Below are 17,952 nucleotides of genomic sequence, written 5' to 3'. Positions count from 1 at the left end.
TGTGCTCCTTACGCCTCGAACCGGTCCGCGACGAACTGGTCGAGCAGGCGCACGCCGTATCCGGTCGCGCCCTTGTAGTGGTTGACGCCCGGCTTGTCCGACCAGACCATGCCGGCGATGTCGAGATGCGCCCAGGCGACGCCCTCGTTGATATAGCGCTTCAGGAACTGCGCCGCCGTGATCGAGCCGCCGCCGCGCGGGCCGACATTCTTCATGTCGGCGATCGGGCTGTCGATCAGCTTGTCATAGGCGTCGGACAGCGGGAAGCGCCACAGCTTCTCGTCGGTGGCCTTGCTCGCCGCGAGCAGCGCATCGGCCAGCCCATCGTCATTGGCGAACAGGCCGCCATGCTCATGGCCCAGGCTGATGATCATCGCACCGGTCAGCGTGGCGAGATCGACGATGGTCGAGGGCGAATGGGTCTTCTGGACCCAGGTCAGCGCGTCGCACAGGACCAGGCGGCCTTCCGCATCGGTGTTGATGACCTCGATCGTCTGGCCCGACATCGACGTCACCACGTCACCGGGGCGCTGCGCATTGCCGTCGGGCATGTTCTCGACCAGGCCCATGACGCCGACGACGTTCGCCTTGGCCTTGCGCGCGGCGATCGCCTTCATCGCGCCCGCGACCGCACCGGCGCCGCCCATGTCCCACTTCATGTCTTCCATGCCCGCAGCGGGCTTGATCGAGATGCCGCCGGTGTCGAAGGTCACACCCTTGCCGACCAGCGCCAGCGTCTCGGCATCCGCCGCGCCGCCATTCCACTTCAAGACCAGCAGGCGCCCCTCGCGCACCGAACCCTGGCTGACGCCCAGCAGCGCGCCCATGCCCAGGTCGCGCATCTGCGCCTCGTCCAGCACGGTGATTTCCAGGCCCAGACCCTCGACGTCGCGCAGCACGCGCTCGACGAAGCTCTCGGGATAGAGCTTGTTCGGCGGCTCGGAGACGAGCGTGCGGGTCAGCTCCAGCCCGCCATTGACCGCGTGGATGCGCGCATAGGCAGCTTCCGCCTCGGCGCCTGCCCCCACGATCGCGATGCGGGTCAGCACCGGCTTGGCGCTTTCGGGCAGCTTGGTGCGGTACACGTCATAGCGCCAGCCGCGCTGCACCGCCGCCCCGGCAAAGCCCGCCACGGCCTCGGCCGCGGGCTGGCCGTCCAGCCCGGTCAGGTCGACCGACGCCGACGATGCCGAGGTCAGCAGCTTGGCGGTCAGCGCGCCGCCCGCCTTGCGCCAGTCGGCCGCCGAACCCTCGCCGATGCCGAGCAGGACGACCCGGCGCACCGCGCCGTCGACGGTCGCGAAGAACTCGGCGATCGTGCCCGCATCGCCCTTGAAACGCGCCGCCTCGATGGCCGCCTTGCCCAGTGCGCCCTGTTCCTCGCCGCCGAATTGCACCGTGTCGACCTTGCCCTTCGCGACGGGAAGGACGATGACATCGCCGGTTTCGACGGCGGAGGTAAACGCGATCTGCATGGGAAACCCCTGATGAACAAGTAACAGCGGCTATCATCTAGGCCTTGGAGCCGATGTGGCAAGCGCGCGATTGCAGCGGGCGGCCGGTGATGCGATAGGCGGGCCATTCGCGGCGTCGCCCTGCCGGGGGGAGGCTTTCATCATCATGTCGGCAAGGACGGACCTGGTATCATCGTGTTGCGATCGACGCTTCTGACCGGCAGCACCCTGCCCCTCGCCCTGTTGGCCGCGTTCGCCGCCGCGCCTGCCGCCGCGCAGGATCTGCAGGACCGCCCCGTGGCACCGCCGCCCGCCGACGGCCCCGCGCCCGAGGACCCCAACCAGGTCCGCTTCAGCGCGGCGCAGCTGGAATATGACATCGACGCCGATATCGTGACGGCGACCGGCGATGTCCGCATGATCCGCGACGGGGAACGCCTGCGCGCCGACAAGGTGACGTGGAACCGCAAGAGCGGCAAGGTGCTGGCCACCGGCAATATCGCGATCACCAACCCCGAAGGCGACATTGCCTATGGCGACCAGATCGAGCTGACCGACTCAATGAAGGACGGGGTGGTCGACAATATGCTGGTCGTGCTCGAACAGGGCGGGCGCCTGGCGGCGGATCGCGGCACCCGCCAGACCGACGGCACCGTCAATCTCGAACATGCCGCCTATACGCCCTGCGCGGTCGAGACGTCCGAGGGCTGCCCCAAGGAGCCGTCGTGGAAGATCACGGCGGTCCGCGTCACCTATCGCCCGGACCGCGAGCGCGTCTATTTCAACGGCGCGCGACTGAACCTGTTCGGCCTGCCCACCATCCCGCTGCCGCGCCTGTCCGCGCCGGTGGGATCGGGCGGCGACAGCGGCTTCCTGACCCCCGACATCCGGCTCGACCGGGTCAACGGGATCGAGATCGCCGCGCCCTATTATTGGAAGCTCGCGCCCAACAAGGGGCTGACCGTCACGCCGCACGTCTTCACCGCCGTGCTGCCGATGATGGAGGCGGAATATGAGGCGCTGAACACGCTGGGCGCATTCCGCCTGACCGGCTATGCCACCGCCAGCCGCCGCAGCGACGACCTGAACACGCTGAACCCGACCGACACGACCCAGGCGTTTCGCGGCTATCTCGACGGGATCGGCCGATACCAGTTTTCCCCCGAATGGAGCCTGTCGGGCTCGCTGCGGGTGACGACCGACCGCACCTTCCTGCGCCGTTACGACATTTCGCGCGACGACCGGCTGCGCACCACGGCCAGCCTGGAGCGGATCGACGCCGACAGCTATTTCGCGATCAACGGCTGGTACGTGCAGACGCTGCGCGTCAACGACCCGCAGGGGCAACAGGCGATCGCCCTGCCCGAGATCGACTATCGCCGCCGCTTCAACGACGGCTTGCTGGGCGGCAAGTTCGAGATGCAGCTCAACACGCTGGCGATCAGCCGGACGGCGGGCCAGGACACGCAGCGCGCCTTTGCCAGCCTGCGCTGGGACCTGCGCCGCCTGACCAACTGGGGCCAGGAGGTGACGTTCACCGCCTATGCGCGCGGCGACGCCTATAATTCCAGCAACATCGCGACCACGCCGCTGGTCTATCAGGGGCTGGACGGGTTCCAGGGGCGCGCGATCGGGGCGCTGGCGGTCGATGTCAAATGGCCCTTCGTCGGCGAGCTGTGGGGCGGCAGCCAGCGCTTCACCCCGCGCGTCCAGATCGTCGCCAGCCCGCCGATCCGCAATCTCGGCATCCCCAACGAGGATGCCCGCGCGGTCGATCTGGAGGATTCCAACCTCTTCGCGCTCAACCGCTTCCCCGGCTATGACCGGTTCGAGGATTCGACGCGCATCACCTACGGCGCGCAATGGGCGCTCACCCTGCCCGGCTTCACCCTCGACACGCTGGTGGGACAGAGCTTTCGCCTGAACGACCGCCAGACCATCCTCTATCCGGGCACCGGCCTGTCCGATCGCTGGTCGGATATCGTGGGGCGGACCGAACTGCGCTTCCGCGACTTCGTCTCGCTGACCCACCGGTTCCGGCTGGACAAGGACAGTTTCGCGGTTCGCCGCAACGAGCTGGACGCGACGATCGGATCGCGCGCCACCTATTTCCAGGCGGGCTATCTGCGGCTGAACCGGCATATCTTCCCCTCGATCGAGGATTTGCAGGACCGCGAGGAAGTGCGGCTGGCAGGGCGCGTGCAATTCGCCCGCTTCTGGTCGGCCTTTGGCTCGACGGTCATCGACCTGACCGACCGGTCGGAGGATTCTCTGTCGGTTGCCAATGGCTTCGATCCGATTCGTCACCGGCTGGGCGTGCAATATGAGGATGATTGCCTTCGCCTCGGCTTCACCTGGCGGCGCGATTATGTGAACACCGGCGACGCGCGGGCGGGCAACAGCTTTCTGTTGACGCTGGCCTTCACCAATCTCGGTCGCTAAGCCGACATTCAGCATGGTTGACCCATACCCCCGCGGTTACGCGCCGAAAGCTGGCGCGATGAGGATCACAGACACGGTGAAGCACGACATTCGTTCCAAGGCCCGCTTCCTTCGCATCGGGGGCACGCTGATGCTCGCCGCCGTCGCCGCGGGCGCGCTGGCGCAAACGGTTCCGGATCAGGCCGTGCCCGACACGGGCGGGCTCAACATCCCCTCGAACCTTCAGCTGTTCGGCAAGCTGGACCCCAATATCCGCAAGCCGACCGCGATCGTGAACGACACGGTGCTGACCGGCACCGACCTCGACCAGCGCATGGCGCTGGCGCTGGCGCTGAACAATGTCACCAACCTGTCGGCGGAGGACCGCGACCGGCTGCGCATGCAGATCCTGCGCCAGCTGATCGACGAGACGTTGCAAATCCAGGAGGCGAAGACCGCCGACATCACGGTCACGCCCGACGAGATCAACCAGGCCTATGCCCGCTTCTCGCAGCAGTTCGGCAAGACGCCCAGCCAGATGAACGCCTTCCTGCGCCAGGTCGGCTCCTCGGAAAAGTCGATGCGTCGCCAGATCGAGGGCGAGCTGGCCTGGAGCCGCTATCTCCGCCGCAAGGTCGAGCCGACGGTCAATGTCGGCGACGAAGAGGTGAACGCGATCCGCGCCCGCCTGGAAGCCGCCAAGGGCACCGAGGAATATAACCTCAAGGAAATCTTCCTGTCCGCCAACGAGGCGACCGCGCAGCAGGTCTTCGCCAATGCGCGGCAGATCATCGCCGAGATCCAGAAGGGGCAGCAGCCCTTCGAATATTTCGCGCGCAGCTTCTCCGAGGCGTCGACGCGTGCGGTGAACGGCGATCTGGGCTGGGTCCGTTCTGCGCAGCTGCCGCCCGAACTGCAGGCGGCGGTGGGCCAGATGCAGGTCGGCCAGGTCGCCGGACCGATCCAGATCCCCGGCGGCTTCTCGATCCTGTACCTGACCGACAAGCGGCAGGTGCTGACCGCCGATCCGCGCGATTCGCGGCTGTCGCTCAAGCAGCTGACCGTCAAGTTCCCGGCGGGCACCACCCAGGCGCAGGCGAGCGCCCGCGCGGCGGAATTCGCCAAGGCGACCCAGGCGATCCGCGGCTGCGGCGACGTGCAGCGCGTGGCGACCCAGCTGAAGGCCGAGGTGGTCGACAACGACCAGGTGACGATCCGCCAGCTGCCCGCGCCGCTCCAGGAAATCCTGCTGAAGCTCCAGATCGGCCAGGCGACCCCGCCCTTCGGCTCGCCGGAGCAGGGCGTCCGCTCGCTGGTGCTGTGCGACCGCGAAGAGCCGCGCTCGGGCAATCTGCCCACCAACGACCAGTTGCAGAACCAGCTGGAGCAGCAGCGCGTGAACCTGCGCGCCAACCAGAAGATGCGCGACCTTCGCCGCGACGCGGTGATCGAATATCGGTGATGGGAGCGACGGCATGATCCGGCCTCTGGCGATTTCGATGGGCGACCCGGCCGGTATCGGTCCGGAGATCATCGCCAAGGCCTGGGCCGCGCGCGACGCGGCCGGTTTGCCGCCCTTCGTCGCGGTCGGCGATGCGCGCGCGATCGAGCGGGTCTGGGACGGGCCGACCCGGCGCGTCACCGACATGGCGGCGGCGGTTTCGGCGTTCGATACGGCGCTGCCCATCCTGTCGGTCGACGATGCGGGCGAAATCCACCCCGGCCGCCCGGATGTCGAGGGCGCACGCTGCGCGCTCCACGCGCTGGAGCTGGCGGTCGGCCTCGTCCGCTCGGATGCCGCCGGCGCGCTGGTGACCGGGCCGGTCAGCAAGGCACAGCTCTACGATATCGGCTTCACCCATCCGGGGCAGACCGAATTCGTCGCCGAGCGTTGCGGCGTGGCGGGTGCCAATGCCGTCATGATGCTGGCAGGGCCGTCGCTGCGCGTGGTGCCGATCACCACCCATGTGCCGCTCGCGGCGGTATCGGGGCTGTTGTCGGTCGAGCTGATCGTCGCCAAGGGCCGCGCCACCGCGCGCGGGCTATGCCGCAATTTCGGCATCACCGCCCCCCGCCTGGCCTTTGCCGGGCTGAACCCGCATGCGGGCGAAGGCGGCGCGATCGGGCGTGAGGAGATCGAGCTGATCGAACCCGCCATCGCACAGCTGCGGGCCGAGGGGATCGACGCGACCGGCCCCTTCGCCGCCGACACACTGTTCCACCCCCGCGCGCGCACCGCCTATGACGCGGTGCTGTGCTGCTATCACGATCAGGCGCTGGTGCCGCTCAAGACGCTGCATTTCGACGAGGGGGTCAACATCACGCTGGGACTGCCGATCGTGCGGACCTCGCCCGACCACGGCACCGCCTTCGGCATTGCCGGGCAGGATCAGGCGCATCCCGGCGCGATGATCGCCGCGATCGCCATGGCGGGCGATGCGGCGCGACGCCGGGCCGAGGCCGCGGCCTGACCGCATGACCCCGATCACGCCCCTGCCGCCGTTGCGCGATGTCATCGCGCGCCATGGCCTGTCCGCCGCCAAGTCCCTCGGCCAGAATTTCCTGTTCGACGGCCAGCTGCTCGCGCGGATCGCCGCGATCCCCGGCGACCTGACCGACCAAGAGGTGCTGGAGATTGGCCCCGGCCCCGGCGGCCTGACCCGTGCGCTCCTGATGGCGGGCGCGCGCGTGACCGCGATCGAGCGCGACCGTCGCTGCATCCCCGCGCTCGCTGAACTGTCCGAGGCGTTTCCCGACCGGCTGAAGGTCATCGAGGGCGATGCGCTGCGCATCAACGCGCCCGAGCTGTTCGAGAGCAAGCCGCACATCGTCTCGAACCTGCCCTATAATGTCGGCACGCCGCTGCTGGTCGGCTGGCTGTCGGGGGCATGGCTGCCCTGGTGGCAGTCCTGCACGCTGATGTTCCAGAAGGAAGTGGCCGAGCGGATCGTCGCCGGTGCCGACCAGTCCGCCTATGGCCGCCTGGCCGTCCTGACCCAGTGGCGCAGCGATTCGCGGATCGCGATGCCGGTCCATCGATCCGCCTTCACCCCGCCGCCCAAGGTCATGTCGGCGGTCGTCCATATCACCCCGAAAGAGGCGCCCGAGGGGGTCAGCTTCCGTACGCTCGAACGGCTGACCGCCGCCGCCTTCGGCCAGCGTCGCAAGATGCTGCGCCAGAGCCTGAAGCCGGTGGCGGGCGCGACCGAAGCGATGGAGGCAGTCGGTATCGACCCGGCCCGCCGCGCCGAGACGCTGTCCGTGGCCGAATTCGTCGCCCTGGCCCGCGCGCTCGGGTGAAGGATTAGATTGGATCGACATTCATCATGCCTGTTCTTCCCTCGCCCCTCGCAGAGGGGAGAGGGTTGCGCAGACTTGGTCTTTGCGACAGCAAAGACTTAGTCGGAGCTGGGTGAGGGGTGGCGCTCGCTTGGCGAGCGCGCGAGCCTTTGGGCTCGCTCAACCCCTCACCCAAGCTACGCTAGCCAGCAGGCTGGCAAGCTTCGCTAACCCTCTCACCTGTCCAGGGGAGAGGGGGAAGAAGACGCAATCGTGAATGTCGATCCCCCCTAGTCCTCCCCTTGCAAGGGAGGAATTCGAATCAAGGCGTCGGCGGGGTCTTGCTATCGACCTGCGCGGTCGTGACCGGGGGGCCCTTGGCGATCAGCGCGGCGAGCGTGGTGGCATCGCCGCAATCCTGCTTGCACAGCGTCTTGATCTTGGCGAGATTGTCCTTGGCGCGGGCGATCGCGCCCTTCTGCACCAGGGCCTCACCCTGACCGCGCAGCGCGCGCGTGTCGTTCGGGTCGAGCAGCAGCGCCTCGCGATACAGCCGGATCGCCTTGCCCGGCAGGCCGCGCGCATCGGCGACCTCGGCAAGCAGCACGAAGGCGGCGCGGTTGCGCGGATCGACCGTCACCGCCGTTTCCAGAATGTCGGTCGCACCGTCGAGATTGCCCGCCGCCTTCAGGCTGCGCCCCTGCTCCAGCAATTGCAGCGACCGGGCATCGATCTGGCTGTCGGGACGCTGGCCGCTGAGCGACGTGGAAAGCGAGACCACCGCCAATGCGGCGGCGGCGGCCAGGGACGTCAAACGCATGAGGAACTCCGGACTGGGCACGAAGCCGGATGCTAGCATGGTGCCCGGAGGCAGGCGACAAAAAAGCCGTCGGTGCCGTGCGTCGCGGGATCGAGGCGACGGCCCGGCCCATGGCCCGTACCGATCGCGGGTTCGATAGGCGCGGCCACCCAGCCGGGATGCCGCGCGAGAAAGGCGGCGACCTGGTCGCTCCCTTCGGCATCGAGCAGCGAGCAGACGATATAGACCATCCGCCCGCCCGGCTTCACCAGCCCCGCGCCGATCGTCATCACCTGTTCCTGCATCGCGCGCAGCCGCTGCAATCGCTCCGGGGTCAGCCGCCAGCGCGCCTCGGGATTGCGCCGCCAGGTGCCGGTGCCCGAACAGGGCGCATCGATCAGGACGCCATCGGCCTTGCCCGCCCAGTCGGCCAGCATCTCGGCCTCCTGACCCGGATTGAGCAACCGGCTCTCGATGATGCTCGCCCCCGCCCGCTCGGCGCGCGGCGGCAGTTTCTGGAGCCGCGCCCGGTCGATATCGCAGGCGAGCAGCGCGCCCTGATTGGCCATGGCGGCGGCCAGTTGGAGCGTCTTGCCCCCCGCCCCGGCGCACAGGTCGACCAGCCATTCGCCGGGTTTCGCGTTCAGCGCCACGCCGACCAGCTGGCTGCCCTCGTCCTGCACCTCGACCAGTCCGGCGCGGTAGAGGTCGGACGACTCCACCGCCGTCCCGTTGGGCAGGCGGATGCCGAGCGGCGCGAGCGGCGTGGCCGCGCCTTCGGGCCATTGCTCCAGCACCGCCTCGCGCGTGGTCGCCAGGCTGTTGACCCGCAGATCGAGCGGCGCGCGGTCGACCAGCGCGGCCTGCCGGGCCGCATCCAGCCCGGACGCGGACAGCGCCTCGACCAGCCAGCCCGGCGCCACCCCGCCCTCGGCGCGCGGTTCATCGGGCGTGATCGGCGCGGGGCCATGGCCCGCCCCGTCGAAGGTCGCCGCCACCGCCGGATCGCGATCGGCGACCGCAACCATCGCCGACCGGCCCGAAACCGGCATCGGTCCGGCCTGCCGGATCGCAGCATAAACCAGCTCGCGCACCGCCCGCCGGTCCTTCGACCCGGCATAGCGACGCGTCGCGAAATAGCGCGCGATCAGCGTGTCCGCCGCCGCACCGCCGCTGGCGGCGGCGGCGACGATCTCGTCCAGCAATTCGATCGCCGCCTGGGTGCGGGCACCGGGGGTCATGCGCGGGCGTCCCTCGGCTCAGCGGGTCGGGTAATTGGGAGCTTCCCGCGTGATCGTCACGTCATGGACATGGCTTTCCTTCAGGCCCGCCCCCGTGATCTGGACGAACTGCGCCCGCTCGCGCAGGTCCTTCAACGTCGCCGAGCCGGTATAGCCCATCGCCGCCTTGATGCCGCCGACGAGCTGGTGGATGACGTCGCGCGCCGGGCCCTTATAGGCGACCTGGCCCTCGATGCCCTCGGGCACCAGCTTCATCTGGTCCTTGATGTCGCCCTGGAAATAACGGTCCGCCGAGCCGCGACCCATCGCGCCGACCGAACCCATGCCGCGATAGGACTTATAGGCGCGGCCCTGGTACAGGAAGGTCTCGCCTGGCGCTTCCTCGGTGCCCGCGAGCAGCGAGCCGACCATGCAGGCGCCCGCCCCGGCCGCCAGCGCCTTGGCGAGATCGCCCGATGTGCGCAGGCCGCCATCGGCGATCACCGGCACGCCCGACTTCCAGCCTTCCTCGGCGCAGTCCATCACGGCGGTCAACTGGGGCACGCCGACGCCCGCGACGACGCGGGTGGTGCAGATCGAACCCGGCCCGATGCCGACCTTCACCGCATCGGCACCCGCATCGATCAGCGCGCGGGTGGCGGCGGCGGTGGCGACATTGCCCGCGATCACCTGCACCGTGTCGGACAGCTTCTTGGCCGCCTCGACCGCGCGGGCGACGTCGCGGTTATGGCCGTGCGCGGTGTCGATGATGACGCAGTCGACCTCCGCCTCGATCAGCGCGCGGGTCCGCTCGAAACCCTTCTCGCCCACCGTCGAAGCCGCAGCGACGCGCAGGCGACCGGCGGCATCCTTGGTGGCCGAGGGATAGGTGACGGCCTTCTCGATATCCTTGACGGTGATCAGGCCGACGCAGCGATAGCTTTCGTCGACGACCAGCAGCTTCTCGATCCGGCGCGCGTGGAGCAGGCGGCGTGCCTCGTCCTGGCCGACGCCGACCTTCACGGTCGCCAGATCCTCATGCGTCATCAGCTCGGACACCGGCTGTTGCGGGTTCTCGGCGAAGCGCACGTCGCGGTTGGTCAGGATGCCGACGAGACGGCCGTCGAATTCGACGACGGGGATGCCGCTGATCCGGTGCCGCGCCATCAGCGCCTGCGCTTCGGCCAGCGTCGCGGTCGGCGAGATGGTGATCGGGTTGACGACCATGCCGCTCTCGAACCGCTTGACCTGGCGCACGGCGGCGACCTGCTGATCGAGCGTCAGGTTGCGGTGCAGAACGCCCATGCCGCCCAGCTGCGCCATGACGATCGCCATGTCGGCCTCGGTCACGGTGTCCATCGCCGCCGACAGGACGGGGATGTTGAGCGCGATCGAGCGGGTCAGTTGCGTGCGCGTGTCCGCGCTGCTCGGCAGAACGTCGGACTCCTGCGGAACGAGGAGCACGTCGTCGAAGGTGAGGCCGAGGCGGATATCCATGGGGCTGCCAAATCCTGCGAAGGGAACAAGTGGCGGGCCATGTAACCAAAGCGAGCCGTTCCCGCTAGGCCCTTGCTGCACCGCCATGCTAGAACGTGTCAGGATCGATCTCTGGGGGAGTTTGTCGATGGGCGTGATCATTGCCGCGCTGGCGGTGCTGCTGGTGCTTCTGTATCTGATGATGTCGATCAAGATCGTCCGCCAGGGCTATCAGTACACGATCGAGCATTTCGGCCGCTATACCGGCACGGCCGCCCCCGGCTTCAACTTCTATCCCGCCTTCTTCTATCGCGTCGGTCGCCGCGTGAACATGATGGAACAGGTGATCGACATTCCGGGACAGGAGATCATCACCAAGGACAATGCGATGATCTCGACCGACGGGGTCGTCTTCTTCCAGGTGCTCGATGCACCCAAGGCCGCCTATGAGGTGTCGGACCTGTATGTCGCGCTGCTGAACTTGGTGACGACCAACTTGCGCACCGTCATGGGCGCGATGGATCTGGACGAAACCTTGTCCAAGCGCGACGAGATCAATGCGCGGCTGCTCAATGTGGTCGACCATGCGACCACGCCCTGGGGGGTGAAGATCACCCGCGTCGAGATCAAGGACATCCGTCCGCCGGTCGATATCGTCAACGCCATGGCTCGCCAGATGAAGGCCGAACGCGAAAAGCGCGCCAACATCCTGGAGGCGGAAGGCTCGCGCGCGTCGGAGATCCTGCGCGCCGAGGGCCAGAAGCAGGCGCGCATCCTGGAGGCCGAAGGGCGCCGCGAGTCGGCGTTCCGCGACTCCGAAGCCCGCGAGCGCGCCGCCGAGGCGGAGGCCAAGGCGACGCGAGTCGTGTCCGACGCGATCGCCTCGGGCGGGACGCAGGCGATCAACTATTTCGTCGCGCAGAAATATGTCGAGGCAGTGGGCAAGTTCGCGACCAGCCCCAATGCCAAGACGATCCTCTTCCCGGTCGAGGCGACCCAGTTGATCGGGACGCTGGGCGGCATCGGCGAGCTGGCGAAGGAAGCGCTCGCCCCGAACAAGCCGGGCGCCGCCACCCCGCCCGCCAGGCCGGGGCCGTTCGAGCCGTCGGGTTCGTGAGCCTGGGGGAGATCGACCCCGCCGCGCTCTGGCTGGCGGCGGGGTTGGTGCTGGGCATCGCCGAGCTGCTCGTGCCGGGCGTCTTCCTGATCTTCCTCGCCATCGCGGCGGGGGTGACGGCCGTGACCGTCTGGGCGTTGCCGGACCTGCCGGTCGGGCTGCAACTCGCCGATTTCGCGGTGTGGAGCGTGGTGTGCGTCGTGATCGGACGACGCTGGTACCGGGACTTTCCCGTGGACAGCGATGCGCCGATCCTGAACGAGCCCACCCGGCGGCTGCGCGGGCAGATCGTGACGGTCACGACGCCGATCGCGGGCGGCGAAGGGCGCGCGCGGCTGGGCGACGGCGAATGGCCGGTGCGCGGGCCCGATGCCGCCACGGGGACGCGGCTCCGCGTGGCGCATGTCGATGGCGGCGTGTTGCTGGTGGAGCCTGTGGCGGATTAGGCCGGGCGTTGGGGCGTGGCCTTCGACTTCGCTCAGGCTGAACGGGCGTTATTCCGGAATCCCGAAACCCCGTTCGGCCTGAGCGCAGTCGAAGGCCAAGGGAAAACGCCCACCACAAGCGCCCCCCACCCGAAAAGCTATGCTGCCACCGTCACTTTGGGAGCCTTTGGCGGATTGAGGCCGGTGTCGGGGCGTGGCCTTCGACTTCGCTCAGGCTGAACGGGGTCCAGGGAAATCCTACCAACTTCCGTTCAGCCTGAGCGCAGTCGAAGGCCAAGGGAGAACGCCCGCCACGAGCGCCCTCCCCCACCCAAAAAGCTACGCCGCCACCGTCACCTTGGGCGCCGCCGCCCGGACGCCTTCGTCGACATGGTCTGCGAACTGGCCGAAATTCTCGTTGAACAGATCGACCAGCCTGGCCGCCGTCGCGTCATAGGCCGCCTTGTCCGCCCAGGTATCACGCGGGTTGAGGATGGCCGGATCGACACCGGGCACCGCGACCGGCACCTGGAAGCCGAAATTGGGATCGGTCCGGAACTCGGCCTGGTTGAGACTGCCGTCGAGCGCGGCGTTGAGCAGCGCGCGCGTCGCCTTGATCGGCATGCGGTGGCCGACGCCATATTTGCCGCCGGTCCAGCCGGTATTGACCAGCCAGCAATCCACGCCCCCCTTGGCGATCCGCTCCTTGAGCAGATTGCCATAGACCGAGGGATGACGCGGCATGAAGGGCGCGCCAAAACAGGTCGAGAAGGTCGCATCGGGCTCGGTCACGCCGATCTCGGTCCCCGCGACGCGCGCGGTATAGCCCGAAAGGAAGTGATACATGGCCTGCTCGGGCGTCAGCTTGGCGATCGGCGGCAGGATGCCATAGGCGTCCGCCGTCAGCATCACGATGTTGCGCGGCACGCCCCCCATATTGTCCTTCGACGCATTGGGGATGAAGTCAATCGGGTACGCCCCCCGGCTGTTCTCGGCCAGGCTGTTGTCGTTCAGGTCAAGCTGGCGCGTGACCGGGTCCATCACGACGTTTTCCAGGACCGTCCCGAACCGCTTGGTCGTGGCGAAGATTTCCGGCTCGGCCTCGGGCGAGAGGCGGATCATTTTGGCATAGCAGCCGCCCTCGAAATTGAAGACTGCCGTGTCGGACCAGCCATGCTCGTCATCGCCGATCAGCGTGCGGCTGGCATCGGCCGACAGCGTCGTCTTGCCGGTGCCCGACAGGCCGAAGAACACCGCCGTCGATCCATCCGCGCCCATATTGGCCGAACAATGCATCGGCATCACGCCCGTCGTCGGCAGCAGATAGTTGAGGAGGCCGAAGACCGACTTCTTCATCTCGCCCGCATAGCGCGTGCCGCCGATCAGGATCAGCTTCTCGGTCATGTTGACCGCGATGACGGTCGAGGAGCGGCAACCGTGGCGCGCGGGGTCGGCGCGGAAGCTGGGCAGGTCGATGATCGTATAGTCGGCGACGAACTTGCGCAGCTCATGCTCTTCGGGGCGGACCAGCATGGTGCGGATGAACAGATTGTGCCAGGCCAGCTCGGTCACGACACGCACGCGAACCCGATGCTCGGGCTGCGATCCGCCATACAGGTCCTGGACGAACAGATCTTCCTTCTGGCCCAGCGCGGCGAAGAAATCGGCCTTGAGCGCGGCGAAATCGTCGGGGCTCATCGGCTTGTTGGTCTTGCCCCACCAGACGGTGTCGCGGGTCTCGTCGTCGCGGACCATGAATTTGTCCTGCGCCGAGCGGCCGGTATGCTCACCCGTCTCGACCACCAGCGGACCATCGGCGGACAGCTTGCCCTCGCCTCGCGCGACCGCCGTTTCGATCAGCCGCGCCGTCACCAGGTTCCAATGCAGCGTCGCGCGGGTTTCGATGCCCTGCGCCTGCAATCCGATCTCCGGAATCCGTTCGTTCATAAGAGCTTCCTCATTCCCTCATGCCGGGCGCCGGAAGTTCCGGCACCTCTTGCCGCCGCATAGGAATATGTATGCGTCCCCCTTTTCATAGTCGGTTTGTTTAACACGTCAAACACACGAGTCCGCAAAGACGGTTGAGCCGTGTCCCGCTTTGGCCTAACCGAGTGCGCATGGCCGACCGATCGCAAGCCTCGTTCCAGGGCAAGTCCATCGCATGACCGCTACGATCGCGCTGGTCGACGACGACCGGAACATCCTGACCTCGGTGTCGATCGCGCTTCAGGCGGAGGGTTTCCTCACGCGCATCTATGCCGATGGCGAAGCCGCGCTGAAGGCGCTGATCGACAATCCGCCCGACCTGGCGATCTTCGACATCAAGATGCCGCGCATGGACGGGCTGGAGCTGCTTCGTCGCCTGCGCGAGAAGAGCCAGATCCCGGTGATCTTCCTGACCAGCAAGGATGACGAGCTGGACGAGGCGCTGGGGCTGGCGATGGGGGCGGACGATTATATCGCCAAGCCCTTTTCCCAGCGGCTGCTGATCGCGCGCATCCGTGCGATCCTGCGCCGGTCGGAGGCGTCCGGGCAGGTGCAGGGCACGACCGCCACCGAGGTGCAGGGCCCGCTGACGCGCGGGGCGCTGGCCATGGACCCGGCGCGGCACAAGGTGACGTGGAAGGACGAGCCGGTCACCCTGACCGTGACCGAATTCCTGATCCTGGAGACGCTGGCCCAGCGGCCCGGCATCGTGCGCACCCGCAACCAGTTGATGGATGCGGCCTATCAGGACGACATCTATGTCGACGACCGCACGATCGACAGCCATATCAAACGCCTGCGCCGCAAGTTCCGCCAGGTGGACCCCGATTTCGACGCCATAGAGACGCTTTATGGCGCCGGTTACCGATTCTCCGAGGAGTGAAGCCCCCGACCTGGCCCTGCGCTGGTCGGGCCAGATCTCGCTGACCCAGCGGATCCTGGCGCTCAACATCTTTGCGCTGCTGCTGCTGGCGGGGGGGTTCTTCTATCTCGATTCCTATCGCACCCGGCTGCTCGACAACCGGGTGGCGCAAGCGTTGCGCGAGGTGCGGCTGGTCGGCGAGGCGCTCAGCTCGGTCCGGCCGGGCGAGCGCGATGCACTGATGATGCGGATCGCCAAAGACACCGGCGGGCGGTTGCGGCTCTACGATCCGCAGGGGCGGATGACCGCCGACAGCCGCGACCTAGGCGTTCGCAACTTCGTCCTGCGCGATCCCGACAAGCAGGATTGGGGGCAGGCGATCGCGCGCTTCCTCGACGCCGGGATCGACACCGTCGTCGGTGCCGCCCGGCCGCCGCTCTATCGCGAACGGCGCGGCGGCGCGGAATGGCCCGATGTCGTGGCGGCGCGGCAGGCGCGCGTGTCAGGCTCGGTCTGGCGCGCGCCCGACCGCACCCCCGTCATCACCGCCGCCGCCCCGCTGCCCGGCGGCGGCGCGATCATGACGACCGAGAATGCCCGCTTCATCACCGAAACCGTCCGGATCGAGCGGTTTCGGCTGAGCGTCCTGCTCGCGCTCGTCGCGCTGATCTCGGTCCTGCTTTCGCTGTTCCTGGCCCGCACCATCGTCCGGCCGCTCCGGCGGCTGGCGCGGGCGGCGGTCCGCGTCCGGCTGGGCCGCGCGCGCGAAGTGGTGGTGCCGCGCCTGCCCGATCGTCGCGACGAACTGGGGATGCTGGCCCGCGCGCTGTCGGACATGAGCCTGGCGCTGCGCGCGCGGATCGACGCGACCGAGGCCTTCGCCGCCGATGTCACCCACGAGTTGAAGAACCCCCTCGCCTCGCTCCGCTCCGCGGTCGACAGCCTGGAGATGATCCGCGACCCCGCGCTCCAGGCGCAGTTGCTGGCGATCGTCCGCGACGATGTCCGGCGGCTCGACCGGCTGATCACCGACATTTCCGACGCCTCGCGGCTGGATGCGCAGTTGAGCCGCGCGAAGTTCGATCCGGTCGACCTCCACGCGCTGATCGGCAGGCTGATCGAACAGCGTGAGGCGCGCGGGGTGGAGCGCGGCATCCGCCTGCGCTTCGACTCGCCCGACCCGCGCCCGGCGATCGTCCTGGGCGAAGGCGCGCGGCTGGAACGGGTGTTCGAGAATCTGGTCGCTAACGCCTTGTCCTTCTCGCCCGATCAGGGGGTGGTGGCGATCAGCCTGGCGCACGACCATAATGACCTGATCGTCCGCGTCGAGGACGAGGGCCCCGGCGTTCCCGAGGAGGCGCGTGAGGCGATCTTCCGCCGCTTCCACTCGATCCGCCCCGCCGCCGAGGATTTCGGCCGTCATTCGGGCCTGGGCCTCGCCATTGCGCGCACCATCGTCGAGGCGCATCAGGGGCGCATCCATGTCGAATCGCGGGAGGACCGAATGAGCGGCGCGCGTTTCGTCGTCCGACTGCCGCTGGCGCCCGTGTCATGACCCTGGCCGATGATCGCGTCGAACTGGTCCACGCGACCTGTGTCGTCGTGAAGGGCATGGGCGTCCTGCTGCGCGGGCCGTCGGGCGCGGGCAAGTCCGACCTGGCGCTGCGGCTGATCGATCGCGGCGCGACGCTGATCGGTGACGATTATGTCCAGGCCCGCAGCACGAGCGGCCAGTTGCAGGTCCGCGTGCCCGAGACGATCGCCGGTCTGATCGAGGTCAGGGGCGTCGGCCTGTGCCCCATGCCGCATCGACACGAGGCGATGGTCGGGCTGGTCATCGATCTGGGCGAGGAGGACCGCATGCCCGAATGGGCCCGGAGCCCGATCGCCGGCGTTTCCCTGCCTGTGTTTCGCCTCGATCCCCGCCCCGCCTCGGCACCGATCAAGGTCGAGCTTCTCGTTACGCACATCAAGGAGCGCTTGTGATGGACCGCAAACGCATTCTCCTGGTCACCGGCATGTCCGGTGCGGGCACGTCGACCACCCTGAAAACGCTGGAGGATCTGGGCTGGGAGGTGGTGGACAACCTCCCCCTCTTCCTGCTCGACAGTCTGCTGGAGGCGCCGCCGCCCGCCGGCATGGAGGGCAAGAAGCGCCCGCTCGCCATCAGCCTAGGGGTCCGGACGCGCGATTTCGATCCGCACAAGATCTCGCAGCGCGTGGCGCGGCTGAACGAAAGCCCCAGCATCGCGGTCGAGACGCTATTCCTGAACTGTGGCGGGGCCGAGCTGAAGCGCCGCTATGCCGAGACCCGGCATCGCCATCCGCTGGCCATGGACCGGGCGGCCGATGACGGCATCGCGCACGAACGCGCCTTGCTCGCGCCGCTGCGCGACATGGCCGACCGCCTGCTCGACACGACCAACATGACCAGCAACGACCTGGGCCAGTGGCTGCGCGCCAATTACGCGGTCGAGGGGCTGAGCGAGCCGGTGATGACCGTCATGTCCTTCGGCTTTTCCAAGGGGTTGCCGCGCAACGCCGATCTCGTCTTCGACATGCGCTTCCTGCGCAATCCGCACTGGTCGGCCGAGCTTCGTCCGGGCACCGGGCTGGACCAGCCGGTGATCGACTATATCCGCCACGACCCCGCCTATGAGGCATCGCTCGGCCAGATCGAAGGGCTGCTCGCCACGCTGGTGCCGCGTTACATCGCCAGCGGCAAATCCTATATCACCGTCGCGATCGGCTGTACCGGAGGGCGGCATCGGTCGGTCCATGTCGCCGAGCGGATCGCGGAACGGTTGCGCAAAAGCGGTTTTTCGCCCACGGTGGTGCATCGTGATTTGCGTGCCGTGCCGAAAGACTCTCTGGAAGCCGGGCCGGCCAAGAAATGATGGATATGCGTGTCTG

At 67.9% G+C, this 17,952-nt stretch carries 15 protein-coding genes; 10 read left to right on the top strand and 5 right to left on the bottom strand.

Annotated features, from left to right (window positions below; translation table 11 throughout):
- Positions 1-8 precede the first annotated feature (8 nt).
- Positions 9-1,475, bottom strand: coding sequence for a leucyl aminopeptidase (locus QE360_RS13630; RefSeq protein ID WP_309702288.1), 1,467 nt, complete (start codon positions 1,473-1,475; stop codon positions 9-11).
- A 174-nt stretch (positions 1,476-1,649) separates the two neighbouring features.
- Between QE360_RS13630 and QE360_RS13625 the strand changes: the two genes are divergently transcribed.
- Genes QE360_RS13625 through rsmA form a run of 4 tightly spaced genes read left to right on the top strand, consistent with a single transcriptional unit; the run spans position 1,650 to position 7,175 of the window.
- Positions 1,650-3,896 (top strand): LPS-assembly protein LptD, encoded by a 2,247-nt coding sequence (locus QE360_RS13625; protein WP_405052594.1) that lies wholly within the window; start codon positions 1,650-1,652, stop codon positions 3,894-3,896.
- A gap of 58 nt (positions 3,897-3,954) precedes the next feature.
- On the top strand, positions 3,955-5,337 hold the full coding sequence (locus QE360_RS13620) for a peptidylprolyl isomerase (RefSeq protein ID WP_307099168.1): 1,383 nt from the start codon (positions 3,955-3,957) through the stop codon (positions 5,335-5,337).
- Positions 5,338-5,350: 13 nt separating this feature from the next.
- Positions 5,351-6,346, top strand: a complete 996-nt coding sequence (gene pdxA, locus QE360_RS13615) for a 4-hydroxythreonine-4-phosphate dehydrogenase PdxA (RefSeq protein WP_309702284.1) — start codon at positions 5,351-5,353, stop codon at positions 6,344-6,346.
- A gap of 4 nt (positions 6,347-6,350) precedes the next feature.
- Positions 6,351-7,175 carry a 16S rRNA (adenine(1518)-N(6)/adenine(1519)-N(6))-dimethyltransferase RsmA gene (rsmA, locus tag QE360_RS13610; RefSeq protein WP_309702280.1) on the top strand — a complete coding sequence of 275 codons (825 nt, stop codon included), beginning with the start codon at positions 6,351-6,353 and terminating at the stop codon, positions 7,173-7,175.
- 301 nt (positions 7,176-7,476) lie between these two features.
- Here rsmA and QE360_RS13605 read toward each other — a convergent pair whose 3' ends face one another.
- From QE360_RS13605 to guaB, 3 genes are read right to left on the bottom strand one after another with little or no spacing between them, the layout of a single operon-like run.
- On the bottom strand, positions 7,477-7,974 hold the full coding sequence (locus tag QE360_RS13605) for a tetratricopeptide repeat protein (protein ID WP_309695870.1): 498 nt from the start codon (positions 7,972-7,974) through the stop codon (positions 7,477-7,479).
- Positions 7,975-8,006: 32 nt separating this feature from the next.
- A complete protein-coding gene (locus tag QE360_RS13600) occupies positions 8,007-9,194 on the bottom strand; it encodes an RsmB/NOP family class I SAM-dependent RNA methyltransferase (RefSeq protein WP_309702278.1) in 1,188 nt (395 codons plus the stop codon).
- Between the two features lie 18 nt (positions 9,195-9,212).
- Positions 9,213-10,670, bottom strand: coding sequence for an IMP dehydrogenase (guaB, locus tag QE360_RS13595; protein WP_307099198.1), 1,458 nt, complete (start codon positions 10,668-10,670; stop codon positions 9,213-9,215).
- Positions 10,671-10,797: 127 nt separating this feature from the next.
- On the opposite strand from guaB, the gene QE360_RS13590 reads away from it, so the two are divergent.
- Both QE360_RS13590 and QE360_RS13585 read left to right on the top strand, forming a co-directional pair.
- Entirely contained in the window at positions 10,798-11,766 is a 969-nt protein-coding gene (locus QE360_RS13590) for an SPFH domain-containing protein (protein WP_309695875.1), read from the top strand.
- A complete protein-coding gene (locus QE360_RS13585) occupies positions 11,763-12,212 on the top strand; it encodes an NfeD family protein (RefSeq protein ID WP_309702276.1) in 450 nt (149 codons plus the stop codon). Before QE360_RS13590 ends, QE360_RS13585 begins: the two co-directional genes overlap by 4 nt.
- 318 nt (positions 12,213-12,530) lie before the next feature.
- Here the strand turns inward: QE360_RS13585 and QE360_RS13580 are convergent, their stop codons facing one another.
- Complete coding sequence (locus QE360_RS13580; RefSeq protein WP_309702274.1) at positions 12,531-14,138, bottom strand: phosphoenolpyruvate carboxykinase; 1,608 nt, start codon at positions 14,136-14,138, stop codon at positions 12,531-12,533.
- 214 nt (positions 14,139-14,352) lie between these two features.
- Between QE360_RS13580 and QE360_RS13575 the strand changes: the two genes are divergently transcribed.
- The 4 genes from QE360_RS13575 to rapZ are packed head-to-tail and all read left to right on the top strand — an operon-like array spanning position 14,353 to position 17,936.
- Positions 14,353-15,060, top strand: coding sequence for a response regulator transcription factor (locus tag QE360_RS13575; RefSeq protein ID WP_309702272.1), 708 nt, complete (start codon positions 14,353-14,355; stop codon positions 15,058-15,060).
- Entirely contained in the window at positions 15,029-16,594 is a 1,566-nt protein-coding gene (locus QE360_RS13570) for a stimulus-sensing domain-containing protein (RefSeq protein WP_309702269.1), read from the top strand. The genes QE360_RS13575 and QE360_RS13570 overlap by 32 nt, the downstream gene beginning before the upstream one ends.
- Positions 16,591-17,025, top strand: coding sequence for an HPr kinase/phosphatase C-terminal domain-containing protein (locus QE360_RS13565; RefSeq protein WP_309702267.1), 435 nt, complete (start codon positions 16,591-16,593; stop codon positions 17,023-17,025). Before QE360_RS13570 ends, QE360_RS13565 begins: the two co-directional genes overlap by 4 nt.
- Entirely contained in the window at positions 17,025-17,936 is a 912-nt protein-coding gene (gene rapZ, locus QE360_RS13560; RefSeq protein WP_309702263.1) for an RNase adapter RapZ, read from the top strand. The genes QE360_RS13565 and rapZ overlap by 1 nt, the downstream gene beginning before the upstream one ends.
- Positions 17,937-17,952 lie beyond the last annotated feature (16 nt).

The organism is Sphingomonas sp. SORGH_AS_0789 (assembly GCF_031453055.1).
GTDB lineage: Bacteria > Pseudomonadota > Alphaproteobacteria > Sphingomonadales > Sphingomonadaceae > Sphingomonas.
The sequence above is the reverse complement of the archived record's forward strand: the minus strand, read 5'-3'. Positions and strand labels throughout refer to the sequence as shown.